29 protein-coding genes and 1 pseudogene are annotated in these 20,573 nt (G+C 50.0%); 26 read left to right on the top strand and 4 right to left on the bottom strand.

From position 1 onward, the window contains the following. The first annotated feature begins 125 nt into the window (after positions 1 to 125). The gene (locus ELB75_RS02545) at positions 126 to 1,445 is read left to right on the top strand and encodes an MFS transporter (protein WP_126982596.1); all 1,320 of its coding nucleotides are present in this window, start codon (positions 126 to 128) and stop codon (positions 1,443 to 1,445) included. Positions 1,446 to 1,554: 109 nt separating this feature from the next. Here ELB75_RS02545 and ELB75_RS13185 read toward each other — a convergent pair. Further along, positions 1,555 to 1,664, bottom strand: a pseudogene (locus tag ELB75_RS13185) (IS5/IS1182 family transposase); the annotation flags it as partial. 194 nt (positions 1,665 to 1,858) lie between these two features. Here ELB75_RS13185 and bioB point away from each other — a divergent pair. Continuing rightward, the gene (gene bioB / locus ELB75_RS02555) at positions 1,859 to 2,947 is read left to right on the top strand and encodes a biotin synthase BioB (protein WP_023887657.1); all 1,089 of its coding nucleotides are present in this window, start codon (positions 1,859 to 1,861) and stop codon (positions 2,945 to 2,947) included. A gap of 243 nt (positions 2,948 to 3,190) precedes the next feature. Here bioB and ELB75_RS02560 read toward each other — a convergent pair whose 3' ends face one another. Next, positions 3,191 to 3,658, bottom strand: a complete 468-nt coding sequence (locus ELB75_RS02560) for a DciA family protein (RefSeq protein WP_126982598.1) — start codon at positions 3,656 to 3,658, stop codon at positions 3,191 to 3,193. 310 nt (positions 3,659 to 3,968) lie between these two features. On the opposite strand from ELB75_RS02560, the gene secA reads away from it, so the two are divergent. Beyond that, a complete protein-coding gene (secA, locus tag ELB75_RS02565) occupies positions 3,969 to 6,713 on the top strand; it encodes a preprotein translocase subunit SecA (RefSeq protein ID WP_126982599.1) in 2,745 nt (914 codons plus the stop codon). A gap of 275 nt (positions 6,714 to 6,988) precedes the next feature. On the opposite strand, the gene lysS is transcribed toward secA, so the two are convergent. Both lysS and ELB75_RS02575 read right to left on the bottom strand, forming a co-directional pair. Then, complete coding sequence (gene lysS / locus ELB75_RS02570; RefSeq protein WP_126982600.1) at positions 6,989 to 8,509, bottom strand: lysine--tRNA ligase; 1,521 nt, start codon at positions 8,507 to 8,509, stop codon at positions 6,989 to 6,991. Between the two features lie 312 nt (positions 8,510 to 8,821). Further along, positions 8,822 to 9,664 (bottom strand): class II glutamine amidotransferase, encoded by an 843-nt coding sequence (locus tag ELB75_RS02575; protein ID WP_126982601.1) that lies wholly within the window; start codon positions 9,662 to 9,664, stop codon positions 8,822 to 8,824. Between the two features lie 307 nt (positions 9,665 to 9,971). On the opposite strand from ELB75_RS02575, the gene rplC reads away from it, so the two are divergent. From rplC to rpmJ, 23 genes are all read left to right on the top strand, one after another. Continuing rightward, the gene (gene rplC, locus ELB75_RS02580) at positions 9,972 to 10,616 is read left to right on the top strand and encodes a 50S ribosomal protein L3 (RefSeq protein WP_126982602.1); all 645 of its coding nucleotides are present in this window, start codon (positions 9,972 to 9,974) and stop codon (positions 10,614 to 10,616) included. Beyond that, complete coding sequence (rplD, locus tag ELB75_RS02585) at positions 10,616 to 11,236, top strand: 50S ribosomal protein L4 (RefSeq protein WP_126982603.1); 621 nt, start codon at positions 10,616 to 10,618, stop codon at positions 11,234 to 11,236. The genes rplC and rplD overlap by 1 nt, the downstream gene beginning before the upstream one ends. Then, positions 11,233 to 11,547: a 50S ribosomal protein L23 gene (gene rplW / locus ELB75_RS02590; RefSeq protein ID WP_023887662.1), complete on the top strand. Its 315-nt coding sequence runs from the start codon at positions 11,233 to 11,235 to the stop codon at positions 11,545 to 11,547. The genes rplD and rplW overlap by 4 nt, the downstream gene beginning before the upstream one ends. Before the next feature lie 5 nt (positions 11,548 to 11,552). Then, positions 11,553 to 12,386: a 50S ribosomal protein L2 gene (rplB, locus tag ELB75_RS02595; RefSeq protein ID WP_003823800.1), complete on the top strand. Its 834-nt coding sequence runs from the start codon at positions 11,553 to 11,555 to the stop codon at positions 12,384 to 12,386. 5 nt (positions 12,387 to 12,391) lie between these two features. Continuing rightward, a complete protein-coding gene (gene rpsS, locus ELB75_RS02600) occupies positions 12,392 to 12,667 on the top strand; it encodes a 30S ribosomal protein S19 (protein WP_003823801.1) in 276 nt (91 codons plus the stop codon). A gap of 8 nt (positions 12,668 to 12,675) precedes the next feature. Beyond that, on the top strand, positions 12,676 to 13,005 hold the full coding sequence (gene rplV / locus ELB75_RS02605) for a 50S ribosomal protein L22 (protein WP_064083613.1): 330 nt from the start codon (positions 12,676 to 12,678) through the stop codon (positions 13,003 to 13,005). A 9-nt stretch (positions 13,006 to 13,014) separates the two neighbouring features. Beyond that, positions 13,015 to 13,710 (top strand): 30S ribosomal protein S3, encoded by a 696-nt coding sequence (gene rpsC, locus ELB75_RS02610; protein ID WP_126982604.1) that lies wholly within the window; start codon positions 13,015 to 13,017, stop codon positions 13,708 to 13,710. After that, positions 13,694 to 14,110 (top strand): 50S ribosomal protein L16, encoded by a 417-nt coding sequence (gene rplP / locus ELB75_RS02615; RefSeq protein ID WP_003823806.1) that lies wholly within the window; start codon positions 13,694 to 13,696, stop codon positions 14,108 to 14,110. The genes rpsC and rplP overlap by 17 nt, the downstream gene beginning before the upstream one ends. After that, complete coding sequence (rpmC, locus tag ELB75_RS02620) at positions 14,110 to 14,307, top strand: 50S ribosomal protein L29 (protein ID WP_126984183.1); 198 nt, start codon at positions 14,110 to 14,112, stop codon at positions 14,305 to 14,307. Before rplP ends, rpmC begins: the two co-directional genes overlap by 1 nt. Continuing rightward, positions 14,300 to 14,563 (top strand): 30S ribosomal protein S17, encoded by a 264-nt coding sequence (gene rpsQ / locus ELB75_RS02625; protein ID WP_064088787.1) that lies wholly within the window; start codon positions 14,300 to 14,302, stop codon positions 14,561 to 14,563. The genes rpmC and rpsQ overlap by 8 nt, the downstream gene beginning before the upstream one ends. Positions 14,564 to 14,756: 193 nt before the next feature. Beyond that, positions 14,757 to 15,125 carry a 50S ribosomal protein L14 gene (rplN, locus tag ELB75_RS02630; protein WP_126982605.1) on the top strand — a complete coding sequence of 123 codons (369 nt, stop codon included), beginning with the start codon at positions 14,757 to 14,759 and terminating at the stop codon, positions 15,123 to 15,125. Positions 15,126 to 15,136: 11 nt separating this feature from the next. Further along, on the top strand, positions 15,137 to 15,457 hold the full coding sequence (rplX, locus tag ELB75_RS02635) for a 50S ribosomal protein L24 (RefSeq protein ID WP_126982606.1): 321 nt from the start codon (positions 15,137 to 15,139) through the stop codon (positions 15,455 to 15,457). 22 nt (positions 15,458 to 15,479) lie between these two features. Continuing rightward, positions 15,480 to 16,019 carry a 50S ribosomal protein L5 gene (gene rplE / locus ELB75_RS02640; protein ID WP_064088784.1) on the top strand — a complete coding sequence of 180 codons (540 nt, stop codon included), beginning with the start codon at positions 15,480 to 15,482 and terminating at the stop codon, positions 16,017 to 16,019. Positions 16,020 to 16,021: 2 nt separating this feature from the next. Beyond that, complete coding sequence (gene rpsN / locus ELB75_RS02645; RefSeq protein WP_082887683.1) at positions 16,022 to 16,327, top strand: 30S ribosomal protein S14; 306 nt, start codon at positions 16,022 to 16,024, stop codon at positions 16,325 to 16,327. A 17-nt stretch (positions 16,328 to 16,344) separates the two neighbouring features. Then, positions 16,345 to 16,737 carry a 30S ribosomal protein S8 gene (gene rpsH, locus ELB75_RS02650; RefSeq protein WP_126982607.1) on the top strand — a complete coding sequence of 131 codons (393 nt, stop codon included), beginning with the start codon at positions 16,345 to 16,347 and terminating at the stop codon, positions 16,735 to 16,737. A 33-nt stretch (positions 16,738 to 16,770) separates the two neighbouring features. Beyond that, complete coding sequence (rplF, locus tag ELB75_RS02655) at positions 16,771 to 17,304, top strand: 50S ribosomal protein L6 (protein WP_126982608.1); 534 nt, start codon at positions 16,771 to 16,773, stop codon at positions 17,302 to 17,304. A 16-nt stretch (positions 17,305 to 17,320) separates the two neighbouring features. Further along, positions 17,321 to 17,677, top strand: a complete 357-nt coding sequence (rplR, locus tag ELB75_RS02660) for a 50S ribosomal protein L18 (RefSeq protein ID WP_126982609.1) — start codon at positions 17,321 to 17,323, stop codon at positions 17,675 to 17,677. A 30-nt stretch (positions 17,678 to 17,707) separates the two neighbouring features. Further along, a complete protein-coding gene (gene rpsE, locus ELB75_RS02665; protein WP_064088780.1) occupies positions 17,708 to 18,214 on the top strand; it encodes a 30S ribosomal protein S5 in 507 nt (168 codons plus the stop codon). Between the two features lie 2 nt (positions 18,215 to 18,216). Beyond that, on the top strand, positions 18,217 to 18,402 hold the full coding sequence (rpmD, locus tag ELB75_RS02670; protein ID WP_126984184.1) for a 50S ribosomal protein L30: 186 nt from the start codon (positions 18,217 to 18,219) through the stop codon (positions 18,400 to 18,402). A 2-nt stretch (positions 18,403 to 18,404) separates the two neighbouring features. After that, entirely contained in the window at positions 18,405 to 18,845 is a 441-nt protein-coding gene (gene rplO, locus ELB75_RS02675; RefSeq protein ID WP_126982610.1) for a 50S ribosomal protein L15, read from the top strand. Positions 18,846 to 18,894: 49 nt separating this feature from the next. Continuing rightward, complete coding sequence (gene secY / locus ELB75_RS02680) at positions 18,895 to 20,166, top strand: preprotein translocase subunit SecY (protein ID WP_241236100.1); 1,272 nt, start codon at positions 18,895 to 18,897, stop codon at positions 20,164 to 20,166. 25 nt (positions 20,167 to 20,191) lie between these two features. Next, positions 20,192 to 20,410 carry a translation initiation factor IF-1 gene (gene infA, locus ELB75_RS02685; RefSeq protein ID WP_049259017.1) on the top strand — a complete coding sequence of 73 codons (219 nt, stop codon included), beginning with the start codon at positions 20,192 to 20,194 and terminating at the stop codon, positions 20,408 to 20,410. A 20-nt stretch (positions 20,411 to 20,430) separates the two neighbouring features. Then, a complete protein-coding gene (gene rpmJ, locus ELB75_RS02690) occupies positions 20,431 to 20,544 on the top strand; it encodes a 50S ribosomal protein L36 (protein WP_049259016.1) in 114 nt (37 codons plus the stop codon). Positions 20,545 to 20,573 lie beyond the last annotated feature (29 nt).

Here is a 20,573-nt window from a genome sequence, read left to right on the forward strand (position 1 = left end):
ACACCAGGCATATAGCGATACGGCTTATTGGAAATTGAAATAAATTCAGCTATATCATTTCGATGTTTTCAAACTGCGCCGCTGTGTTTCAGGTAGCCTTTCCACATTTCACTAGGAGAAACCCGATGGATATTTTGTCGCGCCTTCATGCTTTGCCTTTAAGCCGTTTCCACTACCGCCTGCTGGCCTTAATCGGGCTGGGCTGGCTGTTTGATGCGATGGACACGGGTATGGTGTCGTTTGTGTTGGTTACTTTGGCTAAAGAGTGGGGGCTGAGTGCGCAGCAGTCGGGCTGGGTGGTGAGTATCGGTTTTGTGGGCATGGCGCTGGGCGCAGTGTTGAGCGGCTGGGCGGCCGACCGTTTCGGGCGGCGCAATGTGTTTGCGGGCACCATGGTGCTCTACGGCGCGGCCACGGGTTTGTGCGCGTTGTCGCCGAACTTGGCCGCGCTGCTGTTTTTCCGCTTCTGGGTGGGCTTCGGCTTGGGCGGGCAGCTGCCGGTGGCGGTGTCGCTGGTGAGCGAGTATGCGCCGCCGAAGGTGCGCGGGCGGTTTATCGTGCTGCTGGAGAGTTTTTGGGGCTTGGGCTGGCTGGCGGCGGCGCTGGCTTCGTATTTCCTGATTCCGAAATTCGGTTGGCACAGCGCGTTTGCGGCGGGCTCGGTGCCGCTTTTGTACGCGTTTGCGGTGTGGAAGCGGCTGCCGGAATCGGTGCCTTATCTGATTGCGGCGGGCAGGGCGGAGGAGGCGCACGCATTGGTGTGCCGTTTGGAGGAGGAATCGGGCGTGGCGCAGGCGGCGGAAATGATTGTGCCGACTGCGCAGAAGAAGGAGAAAATCCGTCTCGCGCAGCTGTGGCGGCCGCCGTTTGCCCGCCGCACGCTGATGCTGTGGCTGATTTGGTTCGGCATCGTGTTTTCTTATTACGGGATTTTCACTTGGCTGCCCAAGCTGCTGGCGGGGCAGGGCTATTCGGTGGTGAAAACGTTTGAATATGTGCTGGTGATGATTCTGGCGCAGCTGCCGGGCTATTTTGCGGCGGCGGTGCTGGTGGAGAAAATCGGGCGCAAGGCCACGCTGGCGGGCTTTTTGGGCGCGTGTGCGGTGTGCGCCTATTGCTTCGGCCAAAGCGGCTCTACGCTGGAAATCATGCTGTGGGGCAGTTTGATGTCGTTCTTCAACCTGGGCGCATGGGGCGTGCTCTACACTTACACGCCGGAGCTTTATCCAGTGCGCTTCCGCGCGTTTGGCTCGGGCTGGGCGGGCGCGGTGGGGCGCATCGGCGGGATTGTGGCGCCGATGGTGGTAGCCGGTATGAGCGGCAGCGGCGGTTTTGCGCGGATTTTCGTGATGTTTGCGGCGGTGCTGGCGGCGGTGGTACTGGTGATTGTGCTGCTGGGTGAGGAAACGAAGGGGCGCACGCTGGAGGAAATCAGCGCGGATTGATGGGGTGGAGAGCTAAAAAGGCTACCTGAAAATTTTCAGGTAGCCTTTTTAAAGACGGCTGGAGGCTACCTGAAGATTTGAAAGGCAGCAGACGCTGCTTGCCAATTTATAGTGAATTAAATTTAAACCAGTACAGCGTTGTCTCGCCTTGCCGTAACGTGTGTACTGTCTTCGGCTCGCCGCCTTGTCCTGATTTAAATTTAATCCACTATAGATTGTGCAGGCATTTTCATCAAAGGCTACCTGAAACGGGATTTGAATGTTTCAGGTAGCCTGCCGTTTGGTTTTTGGCTACACTTGCCGCCTTCGGAACAAAGCTTCCGACCAGTCAGGGCAGGCCGTGGACATTGCGACCCGGTTTTGCCCGTCGGCGACATTGCGCCGCCGCAAACTCTTATTGAAGGAACACGCCTATGACCACCCTCTCCCCGGTGGCTTTGCGCCGTCAAACCGAGCCGAAGCCGCATCCCACTGCGCAGTATTGGAAAAAATGCGATGTGGAAGCCTTGTTCGGGCTGCCCTTTCTCGACCTCGTATTCCGTGCCGCCGAAATCCACCGCCAAAATTTCAATCCGCGCGAAATCCAGCTTTCCACCCTGCTTTCCATCAAAACCGGCGGCTGCCCGGAAGACTGCGCCTACTGCCCGCAATCGGCGCACCACAACACCAATCTGGGTAAAGAGCAGATGATGGATGTGGGCGAAATCGTGGAAAAAGCCAAAATCGCCAAATCGCGCGGTGCCAGCCGTTTCTGCATGGGCGCGGCATGGCGCGGGCCGAAGCCGAAAGATGTGGCGGTGGTGTCCGAAATCATCAAAGCTGTGAAGGGTTTGGGTATGGAAACCTGCGGCACGTTCGGCATGCTGGAAGACGGCATGGCGGAAGACTTCAAAAAAGCCGGCCTGGACTACTACAACCACAACCTCGACACCGACCCCGAGCGCTACAACGACATCATCCACACCCGCAAACACGAAGACCGCATGGATACCTTGGGCAAGGTGCGCAACGCCGGCCTGAAAATCTGCTGCGGCGGCATTGTGGGCATGAACGAAACCCGCGCCGAGCGCGCCGGGCTGATTGCCAGCCTCGCCAACCTCGACCCGCAGCCGGAAAGCGTGCCGATTAACCAGCTGGTCAAAGTGGAAGGCACGCCGCTGGCCGATGCCGAAGATTTGGATTGGACGGAGTTCGTCCGCACCATCGCCGTAGCGCGGATTACCATGCCGCACAGCTTCGTGCGCCTTTCCGCCGGGCGCAGCAATATGCCCGAATCCATGCAGGCGATGTGTTTCATGGCGGGCGCGAACTCGATTTTCTACGGCGACAAGCTTTTAACCACGGAAAACCCCGACGAAGACGGCGACCGCCTGCTGATGGCCAAGCTGGATTTGGTGCCGCTGGATTATCATGCCGAACCCGGCGAGGCGGCGGAAAGGCTACCTGAAAACCATCACGCAGCCGGCGGTTGCGGCGGCGGGCATTGCGGCTGTGCGCATTGAGTTTCAGCTTTCAGGTAGCCTTTTCAGGTAGCCTGAAGCGGAAAACAAAAAAACAGCATGATGTTGCGTCATGCTGTTTTTATATGTAGAGAGGCTACCTGAAAAATATAGTGGATTAACAAAAATCAGGACAAGGCGGCGAACCGCAGACAGTACACACGTTACGGCAAGGCGAGACAACGCTGTACTGGTTTTTGTTAATTCACTATATTGGCTGCCGTTGTCTGCCAACCGATAGCAGCCTTATTCGCTTTCCTCCGCATGTCTTGCCAAATGCCGCAGCGCCGCTGCCAGCTCCGGGTGGTGCGCCAAATCATCCGCAGCGGCCAAGCATTGTTCAGCGGCAGTGCGGCTCAGTTTGGCCTGTTTCTCTTTCGGCCGCTCCTGCTCCGGCGGGCTGATTTTTACCTGCACTTCGCGTACCTCCGGGCACACCGCCCGCCAGGCCGGGAGCAGCCCTGCCGCGAGCATCCGCAGCCGCGCCGCCGCCATATTGTTGCTTGCATACCAAACCAATACCCCTTCGCGCACCCGCACCGCGCGGCAATGCTGCTGCAGCTTGGCCGGCAGCCGTGCTTCCAATGTTTGGGCGGTATGCCGCCAGCCCTCGGCCTGCACGATCAAGTCGTGCAGCCGCGATTCGCCGCGGCTGAGGTTGTCGCAGCTGTGCAGGCTGTGGCGGCTGGGGTTGAGGCGGTTGAGGTCGGACATGAAAGGCTACCTGAAAAGTGGGTTGGCAATGGCAAAGCAGGCGGGATACACCTGAAAACCTCGTCAAGAGGCTACCTGAAAACAGTCAAACTGCTGCTGGCAGTAAAAAAGCCTGCCCGATGCGCTTGAAATCCTGCCCGGTCGGGCCATATTCCCAAGCGCGAACGGGTCTGATTATGCTAAAATTACCCGTTATTTTACTATCGCAGTGGATAAGATTTGAACTGAAATCAACCGGCGGGCAGTGCCGCCGCAGTTTGAATCGAGCACACAGGGCAACGGCAATACCGCATAAGGGATTAAATATTTTATGATTACTTCACTGGCCAAGAAAGTGTTCGGCAGCCGCAACGACAGGCTTCTGAAACAATACCGCAAATCCGTGGTACGCATCAACGGCATGGAAAAAGATATCCAGCAGCTCGACGATGCGGCGCTGCAAGCCAAAACCGCAGAATTCAAACAACGGCTCGCCAAGGGCGAAACCTTGGACGATATTTTGGAAGAAGCTTTTGCCGTGTGTCGAGAAGCTTCCCGCCGCACGCTGGGCATGCGCCATTTTGATGTGCAGCTCATCGGCGGTATGGTGTTGCACCAGGGTAAAATTGCCGAAATGCGCACCGGCGAGGGTAAAACCCTGGTGGCCACGCTGGCCGTGTATCTGAACGCGCTCGCCGGTAAAGGTGTGCACGTGGTGACGGTAAACGATTACCTTGCCGCCCGCGATGCCGAAATCATGCGCCCGCTCTACAACTTCCTCGGCATGAAAGTGGGCGTGATTGTGGCCAATATGGATCAGGCCGCCAAGCACGAAGCCTACAACGCCGACATCACCTACGGTACGAATAACGAATTCGGCTTCGACTACCTGCGCGACAATATGGTGCTCCAGCTGAGCGACAAAGTGCAGCGAGAGCTGAACTTCGCCGTGGTGGACGAAGTGGACTCCATCCTCATCGACGAAGCCCGTACCCCGCTCATCATCTCCGGCCAGGCCGACGACAACACCGATTTGTATTTGGTGATGAATAAAGTGCCCGCCCAGCTGGTGCGCCAAAAAGAAGAAGAGGGCGAGGGCGATTATTGGGTGGACGAGAAAAACCGCACCGTATTGCTCAGCGAGGCCGGCCATGAACATGCCGAGCAAATCCTCACCAAAATGGGCCTGTTGCAGGAAGGCGATTCGCTCTATTCCACCGCCAACATCGCCCTGATGCACCACCTGATGGCCGCTTTGCGCGCCCACAGCCTGTTTAATTTGGATGAGCACTATGTGGTGCAAAACGGCGAAATTGTGATTGTGGACGAGTTCACCGGCCGCCTGATGACCGGCCGCCGCTGGTCAGAAGGCCTGCATCAGGCCGTGGAAGCCAAAGAAGGCGTGGAAATCCGCCAAGAAAACCAAACCTTGGCCTCCATTACCTTCCAAAACTACTTCCGCCTCTACAGCAAACTCTCCGGCATGACCGGTACCGCCGACACCGAAGCCTATGAGTTCCAAAGCATCTACGGCCTGGAAACCGTGATCATCCCCACCAACCGACCGATGATCCGCAAAGACTTCAACGACCAAGTGTTCCGCACCGCCGAAGAAAAATTCGAAGCCGTGGTGGCCGACATTAAAGAGCGCCATGCCAAAGGACAGCCTATTCTGGTGGGCACCACCAGCATCGAAAACTCCGAGTTGGTGTCTAATATGCTCTCCCGCGCCGGCCTGGCACACAACGTTTTGAACGCCAAAGAGCACGCCCGCGAAGCCGATATCGTGGCGCAGGCCGGTAAAACCGGCATGATTACCGTGGCCACCAATATGGCCGGCCGCGGCACCGACATCGTGCTCGGCGGCAACGTGAAACACCTCAGCCACATCATCCGCAACGATCCCGATTTGAGCGAAGAAGAAAAAGCCGCCCGCATCAAAGAGCTGGAAGACGGCTGGCAGGAAGAGCACGACCGCGTAATCGCTGCCGGCGGCCTGCACATCGTCGGCACCGAGCGCCACGAAAGCCGCCGTATCGACAACCAGCTGCGCGGCCGTTCTGGCCGTCAGGGCGACGTGGGCTCCAGCCGCTTCTACCTCTCGTTCGAAGACCCGCTGCTGCGACTCTTCGCGCTCGACCGCCACGCTGCCTTGCTCGAAAAACTGGCACCGGAACGCGGTGTGCCGATTGAACACGGCCTGCTCACCCGTCAGATTGAAAGCGCCCAGCGCAAAGTGGAAGGCCGCAACTTCGATATGCGCAAACAAGTGCTGGAATACGACGACGTGGCCAACGACCAGCGCAAGGTTATCTACAGCCGCCGCAATGAAGTGCTGGAAACCGAAGACAACTCCGCCATGATGACCGAGATGCGGCAAGAGGCAATCGAGAATTTGGTTGATCTGTATATGCCCGCCGACAGCATCGAAGAGCAGTGGGATTTGGTGGCGCTGGAGAAACAGCTGTTTGCCGACTTCCATATTCATGCTCCGGTTACCGAGTGGTTCAAGCAAGACCCCACCCTCGACAACCAAGATGTGAAAGAGCGTGCTTGGAAACTGGCGCAAGACGACTATGCTGCCAAAACCGAAATGGTCGGTGCCGAATTGATGCGCCAGTTCGAGCGCAATATCTTCCTGCAGGTGATGGATAGCCAGTGGCGTGAACATCTTTCCGCCATGGACTACCTGCGCCAAGGCATCCACCTGCGCGGCTACGCCCAGAAAAATCCGAAGCAGGAATACAAAATGGAATCTTTCGAGATGTTCCAAAACCTGTGGCAGAACATCCGCAATGAAACCGCCAAGCTCCTGTCGCAAGTGCGCTTCGAGCTGAATGAGCCGGTGGCCGAGGAAAGTGCGCCCATGCAGATGGCATATCAAGAAAATCATGCCGCTGCGCCGGACATTACCTACCTGGCGGCCAATGGCAACGCCGCCGATGCCGCCGACTTTGCCGAAGACGATTTCAGCCCCGAAGCCCTTACCGCCCGCGGCCAAATGGTGCACCGCAACGACCCCTGCCCCTGCGGCAGCGGCCTGCGCTACAAACAATGCCACGGCAAATTGAGCTAAACAGCCCCGTTTAAACTGGGTATAAAAGGCTACCTGAAAACCGGATACAGGGTTTCAGGTAGCCTTTTGTTTGGAGTGGCAGGGTTTATATAGTGAATTAACAAAAACCAGTACAGCGTTGTCTCGCCTTGTCGTAACGTGTGTACCGTCTGCGGCTCGCTGCCTTGTCCTGATTTTTGTTAATCCACTATATTTTTCAGGTAGCCTTCACAAGCGCAGCAGCCAATAAAAAGGCTACCTGAAATTTCAGGTAGCCTTTGATCAAGCCTGAAGGATTAGTTCTGGCCTTCTTCCGGACGCATATGCGGGAACAGGATAACGTCGCGGATGCTCGGGGCGTTGGTCAGCAACATTACCAAGCGGTCGATACCGATACCGCAACCGCCGGTGGGCGGCAGGCCGTATTCCATGGCGCGGATGTAGTCGGCGTCGTAGTTCATGGCCTCGTCGTCGCCGGCTTCTTTTTGAGCCACTTGTGATCTGAAGCGTGCGGCCTGGTCTTCCGGGTCGTTCAACTCTGAGTAGCCGTTGGCCAACTCGCGGCCTACTGCAAACAGTTCGAAACGTTCGGTGAGCTTCGGATTGGTATCGGAAGCGCGAGCCAGGGGAGACACTTCAACCGGATAGTCGATGATGAAAGTGGGGTTCCACAGCTTGCCTTCGGCGCAGCCTTCAAACAAGGCCAGCTGCAGGCTGCCGATGCCGGGGGCGGCAGGCAGGTCTTCGCCGTGTTTCACCACTTCTTTTTTCAGCCATTCTTCGTCGTTCAGTTGCTCGTCGGTGTATTGCGGATTGTATTTTTTGATCGCGTCCACGATGGTGAGGCGGTCAAAGCGTTTTTCCAGATCCACTTCTTTACCGTTGTAGGGAACGTGCAGGCTGCCGCAAACGGCGTTGGCGCAAGCGCGGATTACGCCTTCGGTCATGTCCATCATGCGGTGGTAGTCGGAGAATGCCTCGTAGAACTCCATCATGGTGAACTCGGGGTTGTGGCGGGCAGACACGCCTTCGTTACGGAAGTTGCGGTTGATTTCAAACACGCGCTCGAAGCCGCCTACCACCAAACGTTTCAGATAAAGCTCGGGAGCGATACGCATATACAGCGGGATGTCTAGAGCGTTGTGGTGGGTAACGAACGGACGGGCTGCTGCGCCACCGGCAATCGGGTGCATCATCGGGGTTTCCACTTCAAGATACTGCTCGCCAGTCATGAAGTTGCGGATGGTTTGGATGATGCGGCCACGTTTTTTGAAGATTTCGCGCGATTCGGCGTTTACGATCAAATCGGCATAACGCTGGCGGTAGCGGGTTTCCTGGTCTTTCAGGCCGTGCACTTTATCAGGCAGCGGGCGCAGGGCTTTGGCCAACAGACGGATTTGGCTTACACGTACGGTCAGCTCGCCGTGGTTGGTTTTAAACAGCACACCTTCTGCGCCGAGGATATCGCCCAAGTCCCAGTGCTTGAACTCTTCGTGAACCTTCTCACCAACACCCTGGTCGTTTACGTAGAGCTGGATTTGGCCGGAAACGTCTTGCAGGGTGGCAAAGCTGGCCTTACCCATGTCGCGTTGCAGCATCATGCGGCCGGCTACCTTAACAGTTACGTTCTTTTCTTCCAACTCTTCCTTAGACAGTTCGCCGTATTGGCTGTGCAGGTCGCCGGCAAAAGCATTGCGGCGGAAGTCGTTCGGGAACGCTACACCGTGCTTGCGGATTTCAGCCAATTTTTCACGACGAACTGCCATGACCTGATTTTCGTCTAATTGGGGGGTGTCGGTATGTTGAGAGTCACTCATGATATTCATCCATATATTAATAAGAGGCGGCGGTCTCGGGCAGGCAGCCTGCCTCGGTGTTGAAAAACTTCATTTATGAAGATGCCGCTGCATCAATCGCCCTTGCCGCAGGTTTGACGCAAATCAATGTTTGTACATTTGTTTACGCGGGTTTTGCGGCTTTATGCAGAGGCATGGCTGTAAAGTATAGGAAAGGCGAGGTGTATGTCAAGCGGTTAAATTAAAAATTTTTCAAGTGTTAATGCTCGGGGTGTGGCGATAATGAAAACAATCCGGCTGTGGGCGGCCGGATTGTTGCCATGCTGAGAGGGTTTATGCGGCTACACCGACGGCGCGGGCGATGGCCAAGCCTTCCTGCTGGCTGAGGTAGCGCGGGTTGTCCGGACAGTCGCGCAGGATGATGTCGCCGTCGCGGAAGGCCACCAGTTCGTTCACGGCTAATTGCGTCCAGGTTTCGTTGGCAGTAAGGGGTTGTGTGGCAATAACGGCCACGCGGTCGTTCGGTGTGGTAACGGCGGCAAAATCTACGGCCACGTCGTTGTCGATGAGGTGTGCCTCGCCGAATGGGGCTTGGCGGATGATGTAGTGCAGCAGGGTGCTGGCGTGGGCAAACAGGATGTCTCCGTTGGACAGCATGAAGTTGAATAATCCGTGGTGGCGGATTTGTGTCGTGAGTGTGGCCACTTCGGCAAACAGTTTGCCTACAGGCGGCTTATGCTCGAATCGGCTGCGCAGTTGTTCCAGCATGAAGCAGAAGGCGCGTTCGGAATCGGTGCTGCCTACGGGACGGTAGTATTTGCCCTCTTCAGGCTGGAAGCCGCCAAGATGGCCGTTGTGGGCGAACAGCCAGTATTCGCCCCACATTTCGCGGATGAAGGGATGGGTATTGGCCAGGCCGACGCTGCCCTGCGTGGCTTTGCGGATGTGGGCGATGACGTTGGTGGATTTGATTTGGTAGGTTTTTACCAAATCGGCCACCGGCGAGCTGGCGCTGGGCTTGTCGTCGTGAAACATGCGTACGCCTTTGTTTTCGAAGAAGCCGATGCCGAAGCCGTCGGCATGCCGGTCGGTTAGTCCGCCGCGCAGTCGGAAACCTTCGAAGGAGAAAACAATGTCGGTGGGTGTGTTGCAGTTCATGCCCAAAAGCTGGCACATGATGAGTTCCTTAAGATTGGTTTTAGTGAAACTGGTAGGTGTTGTACCGCTATAATTATTTTAACGACCTTGAGGCTACCTGAAAACCTGTCTGTTGGCATACCAATATAACGCGTGGCTATATGCTTGCGTTTGAATAGCATGCATTTTCAGGTAGCCTGATTCTGCAGAACTAAGGCGAAGTTTCTGCTTGAAAGTTTTAGTGAAAATATAGTATAGTGTGCGTCTTGGCATTTTTCGCCAAGTTTTTGTTTTGTCCAAAAGGTCGGCCAATCGTAGCTGACCCCTTGTTATATAAGGAAAAATCATGACTTTAGGTCTGGTTGGGCGCAAGGTGGGTATGACCCGCGTGTTTACTGAGCAAGGTGTTTCTGTGCCGGTAACTGTGTTGGAAATGTCTCCTAATCGCGTCACTCAGGTAAAATCCAAAGATACCGACGGCTATTCGGCCGTTCAGGTTACCTTTGGTCAGAAGAAAGCCAATCGTGTAAACAAGGCGGAAGCCGGTCACTTTGCGAAAGCAGGTGTTGAGGCGGGTCGTGGTTTGCATGAGTTCGCTTTAACTGAAGAAAAATTGGCCGAATTGAAAGTGGGCGACGAAGTAACTGTTGCTATTTTTGAAGCCGGCCAGTTTGTAGATGTAACCGGCACCTCCAAAGGTAAGGGCTTTGCCGGTACCATCAAGCGTCATAACTTTGGTTCGCAGCGTGCTTCTCACGGTAACTCCCGTTCTCACCATGTTCCCGGTTCTATCGGTATGAACCAAGATCCGGGTCGTGTGTTCCCGGGTAAACGTATGGCTGGTCAGTATGGTAATACCACTGCGACCGTGCAGCGTTTGGAAGTGGTTCGTGTGGATGCGGAACGCAATCTGCTGTTGGTTAAGGGTGCTGTTCCTGGTGCTGCCAATGGTGATGTGGTTGTGCGCCCCAGCGTGAAAGTAGGTGCATAATGGAATTAAAAGTAATTGATGCTAAAGGCCAAGTTTCAGGTAGCCTTGCTGCTTCCGATGCGCTGTTTGCTCGTGAATACAATGAGGCGTTGGTTCACCAGTTGGTTACTGCCTTTTTGGCAAATGCCCGTTCTGGCAACCGTGCACAGCTGACTCGTGCTGAAGTGAAGCACTCCACTAAAAAGCCATGGCGCCAGAAAGGTACTGGTCGTGCTCGTGCTGGTATGTCTTCTTCTCCGTTGTGGAGAGGGGGTGGTCGCATATTCCCGAATAAGCCTGATGAAAACTTTACTCAGAAGGTTAATCGTAAGATGTACCGTGCCGGTATGGCGACTATTTTGTCCCAGTTGGTGCGTGATGAGCGCTTGTTTGTGATTGAAGATCTGTCTGTTGCCACTCCTAAAACCAAAGCTTTTGCTGAGCAAGTGAAAAATTTGGGTATGGGGCAGGTTCTGTTTGTTACCAAACAGTTGGACGAAAATGTATACTTGTCTTCACGCAATTTGCCGAATGTACTGGTCTTAGAAGCTCAACAGATTGATCCGTACAGCTTGCTTCGCTATAAAAAAGTAGTGGTAACTAAGGAAGCGGTTGCACAACTTGAGGAGCAATGGGTATGAATCAACAACGTTTGATGAAAGTAATTTTGGCTCCTGTTGTTTCTGAAAAGAGCAATTTGTTGGCTGAGAAACGTAACCAGATGACTTTTAAAGTGTTGCCTGATGCAACCAAGGCAGAAGTTAAAGCTGCTGTTGAATTGTTGTTTGGTGTTCAGGTAGCCTCTGTGACTACAGTTGCAATCAAAGGGAAAGTAAAGCGTTTTGGTCGCACTCTGGGTCGCCGCAGTAATGTGAAGAAAGCTTATGTCAGCTTGGCTGCCGGACAGGAGCTGGATTTGGAATCTGTTGCAGCAGCTGCAGATAAGGAATAAATATTATGGCTATTGTAAAAATGAAGCCGACTTCTGCAGGTCGCCGCGGCATGGTTCGCGTGGTTGCAGAGGGTCTGCATAAGGGTGCTCCTTATGCACCGCTGGTAGAGAAGAAAAACTCTATCGCTGGCCGCAATCATAACGGTCATATCACGACTCGTCATAAAGGTGGTGGGCATAAACATCACTACCGCGTAGTAGATTTTAAACGCGATAAGGATAATATTCCTGCGAAAGTTGAGCGTATTGAGTACGATCCGAACCGTACTGCTTTCATTGCGTTGCTTTGCTACGCTGATGGTGAGCGTCGTTATATTATTGCTCCTCGCGGTATCCAAGCGGGCGCCGTGTTGGTTTCTGGCGCAGAAGCTGCAATCAAAGTTGGTAATGCTTTGCCGATTCGTAATATTCCGGTTGGTACCACCATCCACTGTATCGAGATGAAACCTGGTAAAGGTGCTCAGATTGCTCGTTCAGCTGGTGCTTCCGCGGTTTTGCTGGCTAAAGAAGGTGTCTACGCTCAAGTTCGTCTGCGTTCAGGTGAGGTGCGTAAGATCCATATCGATTGCCGTGCCACTGTTGGCGAAGTTGGTAATGAAGAGCAAAGCCTGAAGAAAATTGGTAAAGCTGGTGCTAATCGCTGGCGTGGTATTCGTCCAACCGTCCGCGGTGTGGTAATGAACCCTGTAGATCACCCGCATGGTGGTGGTGAGGGTCGTACCGGTGAGGCTCGTGAGCCTGTCAGCCCATGGGGTACTCCGGCTAAGGGTTACCGAACTCGTAATAATAAGCGTACGGATAATATGATCGTTCGTCGCCGCTATTCAAATAAAGGTTAATTGATATGGCTCGTTCATTGAAAAAAGGTCCATATGTTGATCTGCACCTGTTGAAAAAAGTTGATGCTGCTCGCGCCGGCAATGATAAGCGTCCTATTAAAACATGGTCTCGCCGCTCAACAATTCTCCCCGATTTTATTGGGTTGACTATTGCGGTACATAATGGTCGCACTCACGTGCCTGTGTTTATTAGCGATAATATGGTTGGCCATAAGTTGGGTGAGTTTGCGCTTACTCGTACTTTTAAAGGACACTTGGCTGATAAAAAGGCTCAGAAATAAGGTGAATCATGAGAGTATCTGCACAACATAAAAATGCCCGTATTTCTGCTCAAAAAGCCCGGTTAGTTGCTGATTTAATTCGAGGCAAAGAGGTAGAGCAAGCTCTTAATATTTTGGCATTTAGCACAAAGAAAGGTGCTGAGCTGATTAAAAAGGTATTAGAGTCTGCTATCGCTAATGCTGAGCATAACGAAGGCGCTGACATTGATGAGCTTAAAGTTGTAACGATTTTTGTGGATAAGGGGCCGAGCTTAAAACGATTCCGTGCCCGGGCAAAAGGTCGTGGCAACCGTATTGAAAAACAAACGTGTCATATTAATGTGACAGTAGGAAACTAAGGAAAAGCTATGGGACAAAAAATTCATCCAACTGGCTTTCGCCTAGCTGTAAATAAAGACTGGTCATCTAAGTGGTTTGCTAAGAGCACAGAATTTGCTGCTGTATTGAAGCAGGATATCGATGTGCGCGATTATTTGCGTAAGCGCTTGGCCAATGCGTCAGTGGGTCGCGTAGTGATTGAGCGCCCGGCTAAGTCTGCTCGTATCACCATTCATACTGCGCGCCCCGGTGTCGTGATTGGCAAAAAGGGCGAAGATATTGAGGTATTGAAGCAAGATTTGCAACAATTGCTTGGCGTTCCTGTTCATGTGAATATCGAAGAAATTCGTAAGCCTGAATTAGATGCGCAGGTTATTGCTGATGGTATCGCTCAGCAGTTGGAGAAACGTGTACAGTTCCGTCGCGCAATGAAGCGTGCTATGCAAAATGCTATGCGTGCTGGAGCTAAGGGTATCAAAATTATGACCTCAGGCCGTCTGAATGGTGCAGATATCGCTCGTAGCGAGTGGTATCGTGAGGGTCGTGTGCCGTTGCATACTTTGCGAGCAGCTGTTGAATATGCTACTAGTGAGGCGCATACCACCTATGGTGTTATAGGCCTGAAAGTATGGGTTTACAAGGGCGAGACTGGACAGCTGTTGGAAAATACCAACACTGAGAATAAGCGTAGAAAAGGAGGTGGCCGTCATGCTACAGCCGGTTAGAATGAAATATCGCAAGCAGCATAAAGGTCGCAATACTGGTGTCGCTACTAATGGATACGATGTCAGCTTTGGTAATTTTGGTTTGAAGGCAATTGGCCGTGGCAGATTAACTGCTCGGCAGATTGAGGCAGCTCGACGTGCAATGACTCGTCATATTAAGCGTGGTGGGCGTATTTGGATTCGCGTGTTCCCAGATAAACCTATTACTGAAAAACCAATCCAAGTGCGTATGGGTGGCGGTAAAGGCTCTGTAGAGTATTATGTAGCTGAGATCAAGCCTGGCAAAGTGCTCTATGAAATGGATGGGGTATCAGAATCCTTGGCTAGAGAGGCGTTTGCTTTGGCAGCTGCAAAATTGCCTATACGTACAACATTTGTGTCCCGGCAGGTAGGTAAATGATGAAAATGAGTGATTTAAAAGACAAATCATTGGAGCAGCTGGAAGCTGATCTGGTTGGTTTGTTAAAGACGCAATTTAGTTTGCGTATGCAACATGCTACTGGCCAGCTAAGCAAGAATAGTGAGCTGAAGCGCGTTCGCCGTGATATTGCTCGCGTAAAAACCAAGTTAGCTGAGAAAGGGGTTGGCAATGAGTGATGCCAAAATTGTTCGAACTTTGCAAGGTAGGGTAATCAGCGATAAGATGGATAAAACGGTAACCGTCTTGATTGAGCGCAGAGTAAAACATCCCTTGTATGGTAAGATTATCCAGCGATCCACTAAAATTCATGCTCATGATGAGCGAAATGAGTGTAGAGTGGGTGATGTGGTGGTAATTGCTGAGGGTCGCCCTTTATCCAAGACAAAGTCATGGGTTGTTCAAAGCCTGCTTGAGAGGTCTCAAGAAATTTAGTTGTAATTTTGGTATTTTTGTAGGCGAGGTCTTGCAGTGGAAAAGAAAAGGCTGTAAACTCCTCGCCTTTCTGGCTCCTAGTTTCCTAGGAGTTTCTCCCTGTCGGGGCCAAAACTGATCTATTTGTTGGTAGATGTTGATCATCTATTTGCGATTGATGATAGGTTAAGTTGGTTTTAAAAAAGGTAATAACATGATTCAGATGCAGACTATTTTGGATGTGGCTGATAACTCTGGTGCTCGTCGCGTTATGTGCATTAAGGTGCTTGGTGGTTCTAAACGCCGTTATGCAAGCGTTGGTGATGTTATTAAGGTATCGGTTAAAGATGCGGCTCCACGTGGCCGGGTAAAAAAAGGTGATGTATATAATGCTGTTGTTGTTCGTACAGCTAAAGGTATTCGCCGTTCGGATGGTGCGTTAATTAAATTTGATAACAATGCTGCTGTGCTGCTGAATGCTAAGCTTGAGCCCATGGGTACGCGTATTTTTGGGCCGGTAACGCGTGAGTTGCGTACTGAGCGATTTATGAAAATTGTTTCGTTGGCTCCTGAAGTGATCTGAGAGATAAGATTATGAGTAAAATTGTTAAGGGCGATCATGTTGTTGTTATCTCGGGTAGAGATAAGGGCAAGCAGGGGCAAGTTACCCGTTTGTTAGGTGATAAGGTGGTTGTTGAGGGTGTGAATCTTGTTAAGAGGCATCAGAAGCCTAACCCTATGCGTAATGTTGAAGGGGGTGTGGTTGTTAAGAATATGCCCATTCACATTTCAAACGTCGCTATTTATAACAAAGAGACGCAGAAAGCGGATCGAGTTGGCATTAAGTTGATCGATGATAATGGCAAGGTTAGACGTGTGAGAGTGTTTAAGTCTAACGGTGCTGAGTTGGCTTAAGTTGAGCTAAGGAAATTTAGGTATGGCACGGTTGAGAGAGTTTTATATTGAGACGGTTGTTCCTGCGTTAATGTCGCAGTTCGGGTATAAGTCCATCATGGAAGTTCCTCGTATTGAAAAAATAACATTAAATATGGGGGTTGGTGAAGCAGTTGCCGATAAGAAGGTGATGGAGCACGCTGTTAGCGATTTGGAGAAAATTGCTGGGCAGAAGCCTGTTGTTACTCTAGCTAGAAAATCAATTGCTGGGTTTAAGATTCGTGATGACTATCCAGTTGGTTGTAAAGTTACTCTTCGCAAGGAGAGGATGTTTGAGTTTTTGGATAGATTGATTTCTGTGGCTTTACCGCGTGTTAGGGACTTTCGAGGGGTTAATGGTAAATCTTTTGATGGTCAAGGCAATTATAATATGGGTATTCGTGAGCAGATTATTTTTCCTGAGATTGAGTACGATAAGATTGATACACTTCGTGGGTTAAATATTACTATTACAACTACTGCAAAAACGGATGAAGAGGCAAGAGCATTGCTTTCGCTTTTTAAATTTCCATTTAAGGGATAATCATGGCAAAAAAAGCTCTTATTAATCGAGAAGCCAAACGCGTTGCGCTTGCGAAAAAGTATGCTGCGAAGAGGGCTGCAATTTTTGCAGTAATTAATGATGCTGGAGTAGGCGATCAAGAGCGCTTTGAAGCTCGTTTAAAACTGCAAGCTATTCCTCGGAATGCATCACCTGTTCGTCAAAGAAGGCGCTGTGCTTTGACGGGGCGACCACGTGGCACCTTCCGTAAGTTTGGCTTGGGGCGTACTAAGATTCGTGAAATTGCGATGCGTGGTGAGATTCCTGGTGTTATTAAGGCAAGCTGGTAAATTTAAGGATAATAGTAATGAGTATGCATGATCCTATTTCTGATATGCTGACTCGCATTCGTAATGCGCAGCGTGCAAATAAAGCTTCCGTTGCTATGCCTTCTTCTAAGGTGAAATGTGCAATTGCTAAAGTTCTGCAGGAGGAAGGGTATATTGATGGCTTTTCGGTGTCTTCTGGTGTGAAGCCTATTTTGGAAATTCGGTTGAAATATTACCTAGGAAACCCGGTAATTGAGCAAATAAAGCGAGTTTCTCGTCCTGGCTTAAGAGTATATAAGGGTGCAGATTCCATTCCGCGAGTTATGAATGGATTGGGTATTGCTATCGTTAGTACATCCAAGGGTGTAATGACTGGGCATAAGGCTCTTGCTGCAGGTGTAGGTGGTGAGTTGTTATGCATTGTGGCTTAACTTTAAGTGGACAATTAAGGAGCTTTATTTAAAATGTCTCGTATAGCAAAAAATCCAGTACATATCCCTGCTGGTCTTGAAGTTGAGCTTGGGGCTGGCGAGCTGGTAATAAAGAATAAAAGTGACAAGTTGAGTGTTGCTGTACCAAGTAGCATTTCAGTTCAGTTTGCTGATGGACAGTTGGCATTTTCTGCTGTTGCTAATACTAAAGAAGCAGATGCAATGTCAGGCACTATTCGGGCGATTGCGGCCAACATGGTTAAAGGGCTGGCTGAAGGCTTTGAGAGAAGGTTGCAGTTGGTTGGTGTTGGGTATCGTGCGCAGGCTCAGGGCTCTGCCTTAAATCTCTCTTTAGGTTTCTCTCATCCTGTTGTTTATGATATGCCGGAAGGTGTTTCCGTTCAAACACCGTCTCCTACGGAAATAGTGCTGAAAGGTGCTAATAAGCAAATTGTAGGGCAGGTGGCAGCTGAAATTCGTGGTTTTCGACCACCTGAGCCTTATAAAGGCAAGGGTGTACGCTATTTGGATGAAGTAGTGGTTTTGAAAGAAGCAAAGAAAAAATAGCTAAGGAATTGCATTCATGGATAAGTATACTAGAAGAGCTCGTCGTGCACATAAGGCACGTGCACGCATAAAACAGCTTGGAGAGATTAGGCTGTGTGTATTTCGAAGCAATAACCATATTTACGCGCAGATAATTGATGCGAGTGGGAGTGCTGTTTTGTCTCAGGCTTCCACGCTAGAGTCAGAGGTAAGGAAAAGCTTAGGCTGCTCATGCAGTAATGTTCAAGCGGCGTCTTTAGTAGGTAAAAGAATCGCGGAAAAAGCTAAAGCATTGGGTATCGAAAGAGTTGCTTTTGATAGATCTGGTTTTCAGTATCATGGGCGTGTTAAAGCATTGGCAGAGGCCGCTCGTGAAAATGGCTTGAATTTTTAGGAAAATAGTTACAGAGTTGAGGATCGGCTAATGGCAAAGCAAGATGTTGAAGAACGTAATGACGGCTTGATTGAAAAAATGGTTGCCGTTAATCGTGTCACCAAGGTGGTTAAGGGTGGCCGAATTATGGCGTTTTCAGCGCTGACAGTGGTTGGTGATGGCGATGGCCGTATTGGAATGGGTAAGGGTAAATCTAAAGAAGTGCCCGTTGCAGTTCAGAAAGCTATGGATCAGGCTAGACGTTCAATGATCAAGGTGTCGTTGAATAATGGGACTATTCACCATGAGGTGGTTGGTAAACATGGTGCTACAAAGGTGTTTATGCAACCTGCAAAAGAAGGTAGTGGTGTAAAGGCTGGTGGCCCAATGCGATTAATTTTTGAAGCAATGGGTGTTCATAATATTTCTGCAAAAGTACATGGTTCTACTAATCCATATAATATCGTTCGAGCTACTTTAGATGGCTTGGCAAAATTATATACTCCAAGTGAGGTAGCAGCTAAGCGCGGTATATCTGTGGAAGAGTTAGGGGTTTAATGATGGGTACGCAAAAGACAATTACTGTAACGCTTATTAAGAGCCTGATTGGTACGGTTGAGTCTCATCGACAGTGTGTTCGGGGTTTGGGTTTGCGCCATCGGCATCATTCAGTTGAAGTGCTGGATACTCCTGAAAATCGTGGAATGATTAATAAAGTAAGTTATCTCTTGAAGGTTGGGAGCTGATTATGTTTTTGAATACAATTCAACCATCTGTAGGCTCTTTCTATGTTAAGCGTCGTGTTGGGCGTGGCATTGGTAGTGGTCTTGGTAAGACATGTGGTCGTGGACATAAGGGGCAAAAAAGCCGTGCTGGTGGATTTCATAAGGTTGGTTTCGAAGGTGGTCAGATGCCTCTCCAGCGTCGCCTTCCTAAGAGAGGTTTTAAGCCAATCTCTTCTTTGAAGACTGCTGTTATTACCCTTTCTGACTTGAATAAAGTAAGTGGTAAAGAGGTTGATATCCTGACATTAAAACAAAATGGTCTATTAAACTCTGGGGTAAACTCAGTTAAGGTGATTGCTACTGGGTCTATTGCTAAAGCACTTACTGTCCATAGCGACATTAAGGTTACAAAAGGTGCTCAGGCAGCTATTGCAGCTGTTGGTGGAGTTGTAGAATTGTCTTGATATTTTTTAAAAATATCAAGCGGTAGCTGTAATTAGGAATTTAGCAAGAATGAATGATTTAAGAAGACGCCTATTGTTTTTGCTTGGGGCTCTTATCGTCTTTAGGGTAGGGGCTCATATTCCTGTGCCTGGAGTCAATGCCGCAGCACTCGCTAATAGTTTTAAGGAAGGTAACGCTGGTATTTTGGGAATGCTTAATCTCTTTTCGGGAGGTTCTTTAGAGAGGTTTAGTATTTTTGCCATAGGAATTATGCCATATATTTCAGCATCTATTATTATCCAGCTAGTTGCTGAGGTGCTTCCATCATTAAAAGCCTTGAAAAAGGAAGGTGAAGCGGGACGTCGAACTTTGACCAAATATACTCGTTGGGGAACTTTGTTGGTTGCGGTAGTGCAAGCATCTACGGCAGCAGCATTTGTTTATCAACAGCCGGATCTAGTGGTAATTGGGCGGACAGAGTTTTATATTTCTACAATTACATGTCTGGTGACCGGTACCATGTTCTTGATGTGGCTTGGGGAGCAGATGACTGAACGTGGTATTGGCAATGGGGTTTCACTATTGATTACAGCAGGCATTGTGGCGGCTCTCCCTAGTGCGGTTAGTAACTTGTTAAATCTAGCAATTACCGGTACTGGTGGCTACGGGACGATTCTTTTTGTATTGTTTGGTGGGTTGTGCCTGATTTATATCGTTGTTTATATTGAGAGTGCTCAGCGTAAGATTCCTATTCATTATGCGCGTCGACAAATCGGGAACCGAATTGTACAAGGGCAAAAAACCCATTTGCCATTTAAAATAAATATGGCGGGCGTGATTCCTCCGATTTTTGCATCTAGCGTGATTTTGTTCCCGTCACAGATTATTGGGTGGTTGGATAAAAGAGTGGATGGTAATGCGTTTGTTGATTTTATCTCTGCTAACCTTTCCCCAGGTAAATCTTTATATTTGGTAGTATTTGCAGCAGCCATAATTTTCTTCTGCTATTTTTATACTGCACTAGTATTTAGTCCAAGAGAGATGGCTGAGAATTTAAAGAAGAGCGGGGCTTTTGTCCCAGGCATCCGACCAGGTGAGCAAACTTCAAATTATTTGGAAAAAGTAGTTATGCGCCTTACCTTCTTTGGTGCGTTGTATATAACTATTATTTGCTTGATTCCAGAGTTTGTTACAGGAGTGCTAGGTATCCCATTTCATTTGGGTGGGACATCCCTTCTTATTTTAGTTGTTGTTACTATGGACTTTGGTAGTCAAGTTGCCTCCTACCGTATGAATCAACAGTATGAGCATTTGATGAGGAAGAGGTCAGCTAAGAAGTAATTGTACTCTGTAAGTAAAAGAGATTATGGCTAAAGAAGATACTATACAGATGCAGGGCGAGGTGTTGGAAACTTTGCCTAATGCAACTTTTAAGATTAAACTGGAAAATGGCCATGAAGTATTAGGGCATATTTCTGGAAAGATGCGGATGCACTATATCCGGATTTCACCTGGTGATAAGGTTACTGTAGAAATGACGCCTTATGACTTATCCCGTGCTCGTATCGTTTTTCGAGCTCGTTAAATTATGAAAAAGGAAAATAAATGCGTGTTCAACCATCGGTAAAGAAAATTTGTCGCAATTGTAAGGTTATTCGTCGCAATCGCGTTGTGAGGGTGATCTGCACAGATCCACGTCATAAACAGCGACAAGGCTAATTGGTTTTAAAATAAAATATGCTATATTT

It is taken from the genome of Eikenella corrodens (assembly GCF_003990355.1).
Classification (GTDB): domain Bacteria; phylum Pseudomonadota; class Gammaproteobacteria; order Burkholderiales; family Neisseriaceae; genus Eikenella; species Eikenella corrodens_B.

Excerpts from the sequence above, each read along its gene's own strand:
- ELB75_RS02545 (WP_126982596.1), top strand. The coding sequence starts at position 126 with ATGGATATTTTGTCGCGCCTTCATGCTTTGCCTTTAAGCCGTTTCCAC.
- bioB (WP_023887657.1), top strand. The coding sequence starts at position 1,859 with ATGACCACCCTCTCCCCGGTGGCTTTGCGCCGTCAAACCGAGCCGAAG.
- ELB75_RS02560 (WP_126982598.1), bottom strand. The coding sequence starts at position 3,658 with ATGTCCGACCTCAACCGCCTCAACCCCAGCCGCCACAGCCTGCACAGC.
- secA (WP_126982599.1), top strand. The coding sequence starts at position 3,969 with ATGATTACTTCACTGGCCAAGAAAGTGTTCGGCAGCCGCAACGACAGG.
- lysS (WP_126982600.1), bottom strand. The coding sequence starts at position 8,509 with ATGAGTGACTCTCAACATACCGACACCCCCCAATTAGACGAAAATCAG.
- ELB75_RS02575 (WP_126982601.1), bottom strand. The coding sequence starts at position 9,664 with ATGTGCCAGCTTTTGGGCATGAACTGCAACACACCCACCGACATTGTT.
- rplC (WP_126982602.1), top strand. The coding sequence starts at position 9,972 with ATGACTTTAGGTCTGGTTGGGCGCAAGGTGGGTATGACCCGCGTGTTT.
- rplD (WP_126982603.1), top strand. The coding sequence starts at position 10,616 with ATGGAATTAAAAGTAATTGATGCTAAAGGCCAAGTTTCAGGTAGCCTT.
- rplW (WP_023887662.1), top strand. The coding sequence starts at position 11,233 with ATGAATCAACAACGTTTGATGAAAGTAATTTTGGCTCCTGTTGTTTCT.
- rplB (WP_003823800.1), top strand. The coding sequence starts at position 11,553 with ATGGCTATTGTAAAAATGAAGCCGACTTCTGCAGGTCGCCGCGGCATG.
- rpsS (WP_003823801.1), top strand. The coding sequence starts at position 12,392 with ATGGCTCGTTCATTGAAAAAAGGTCCATATGTTGATCTGCACCTGTTG.
- rplV (WP_064083613.1), top strand. The coding sequence starts at position 12,676 with ATGAGAGTATCTGCACAACATAAAAATGCCCGTATTTCTGCTCAAAAA.
- rpsC (WP_126982604.1), top strand. The coding sequence starts at position 13,015 with ATGGGACAAAAAATTCATCCAACTGGCTTTCGCCTAGCTGTAAATAAA.
- rplP (WP_003823806.1), top strand. The coding sequence starts at position 13,694 with ATGCTACAGCCGGTTAGAATGAAATATCGCAAGCAGCATAAAGGTCGC.
- rpmC (WP_126984183.1), top strand. The coding sequence starts at position 14,110 with ATGAAAATGAGTGATTTAAAAGACAAATCATTGGAGCAGCTGGAAGCT.
- rpsQ (WP_064088787.1), top strand. The coding sequence starts at position 14,300 with ATGAGTGATGCCAAAATTGTTCGAACTTTGCAAGGTAGGGTAATCAGC.
- rplN (WP_126982605.1), top strand. The coding sequence starts at position 14,757 with ATGATTCAGATGCAGACTATTTTGGATGTGGCTGATAACTCTGGTGCT.
- rplX (WP_126982606.1), top strand. The coding sequence starts at position 15,137 with ATGAGTAAAATTGTTAAGGGCGATCATGTTGTTGTTATCTCGGGTAGA.
- rplE (WP_064088784.1), top strand. The coding sequence starts at position 15,480 with ATGGCACGGTTGAGAGAGTTTTATATTGAGACGGTTGTTCCTGCGTTA.
- rpsN (WP_082887683.1), top strand. The coding sequence starts at position 16,022 with ATGGCAAAAAAAGCTCTTATTAATCGAGAAGCCAAACGCGTTGCGCTT.
- rpsH (WP_126982607.1), top strand. The coding sequence starts at position 16,345 with ATGAGTATGCATGATCCTATTTCTGATATGCTGACTCGCATTCGTAAT.
- rplF (WP_126982608.1), top strand. The coding sequence starts at position 16,771 with ATGTCTCGTATAGCAAAAAATCCAGTACATATCCCTGCTGGTCTTGAA.
- rplR (WP_126982609.1), top strand. The coding sequence starts at position 17,321 with ATGGATAAGTATACTAGAAGAGCTCGTCGTGCACATAAGGCACGTGCA.
- rpsE (WP_064088780.1), top strand. The coding sequence starts at position 17,708 with ATGGCAAAGCAAGATGTTGAAGAACGTAATGACGGCTTGATTGAAAAA.
- rpmD (WP_126984184.1), top strand. The coding sequence starts at position 18,217 with ATGGGTACGCAAAAGACAATTACTGTAACGCTTATTAAGAGCCTGATT.
- rplO (WP_126982610.1), top strand. The coding sequence starts at position 18,405 with ATGTTTTTGAATACAATTCAACCATCTGTAGGCTCTTTCTATGTTAAG.
- secY (WP_241236100.1), top strand. The coding sequence starts at position 18,895 with ATGAATGATTTAAGAAGACGCCTATTGTTTTTGCTTGGGGCTCTTATC.
- infA (WP_049259017.1), top strand. The coding sequence starts at position 20,192 with ATGGCTAAAGAAGATACTATACAGATGCAGGGCGAGGTGTTGGAAACT.
- rpmJ (WP_049259016.1), top strand. The coding sequence starts at position 20,431 with ATGCGTGTTCAACCATCGGTAAAGAAAATTTGTCGCAATTGTAAGGTT.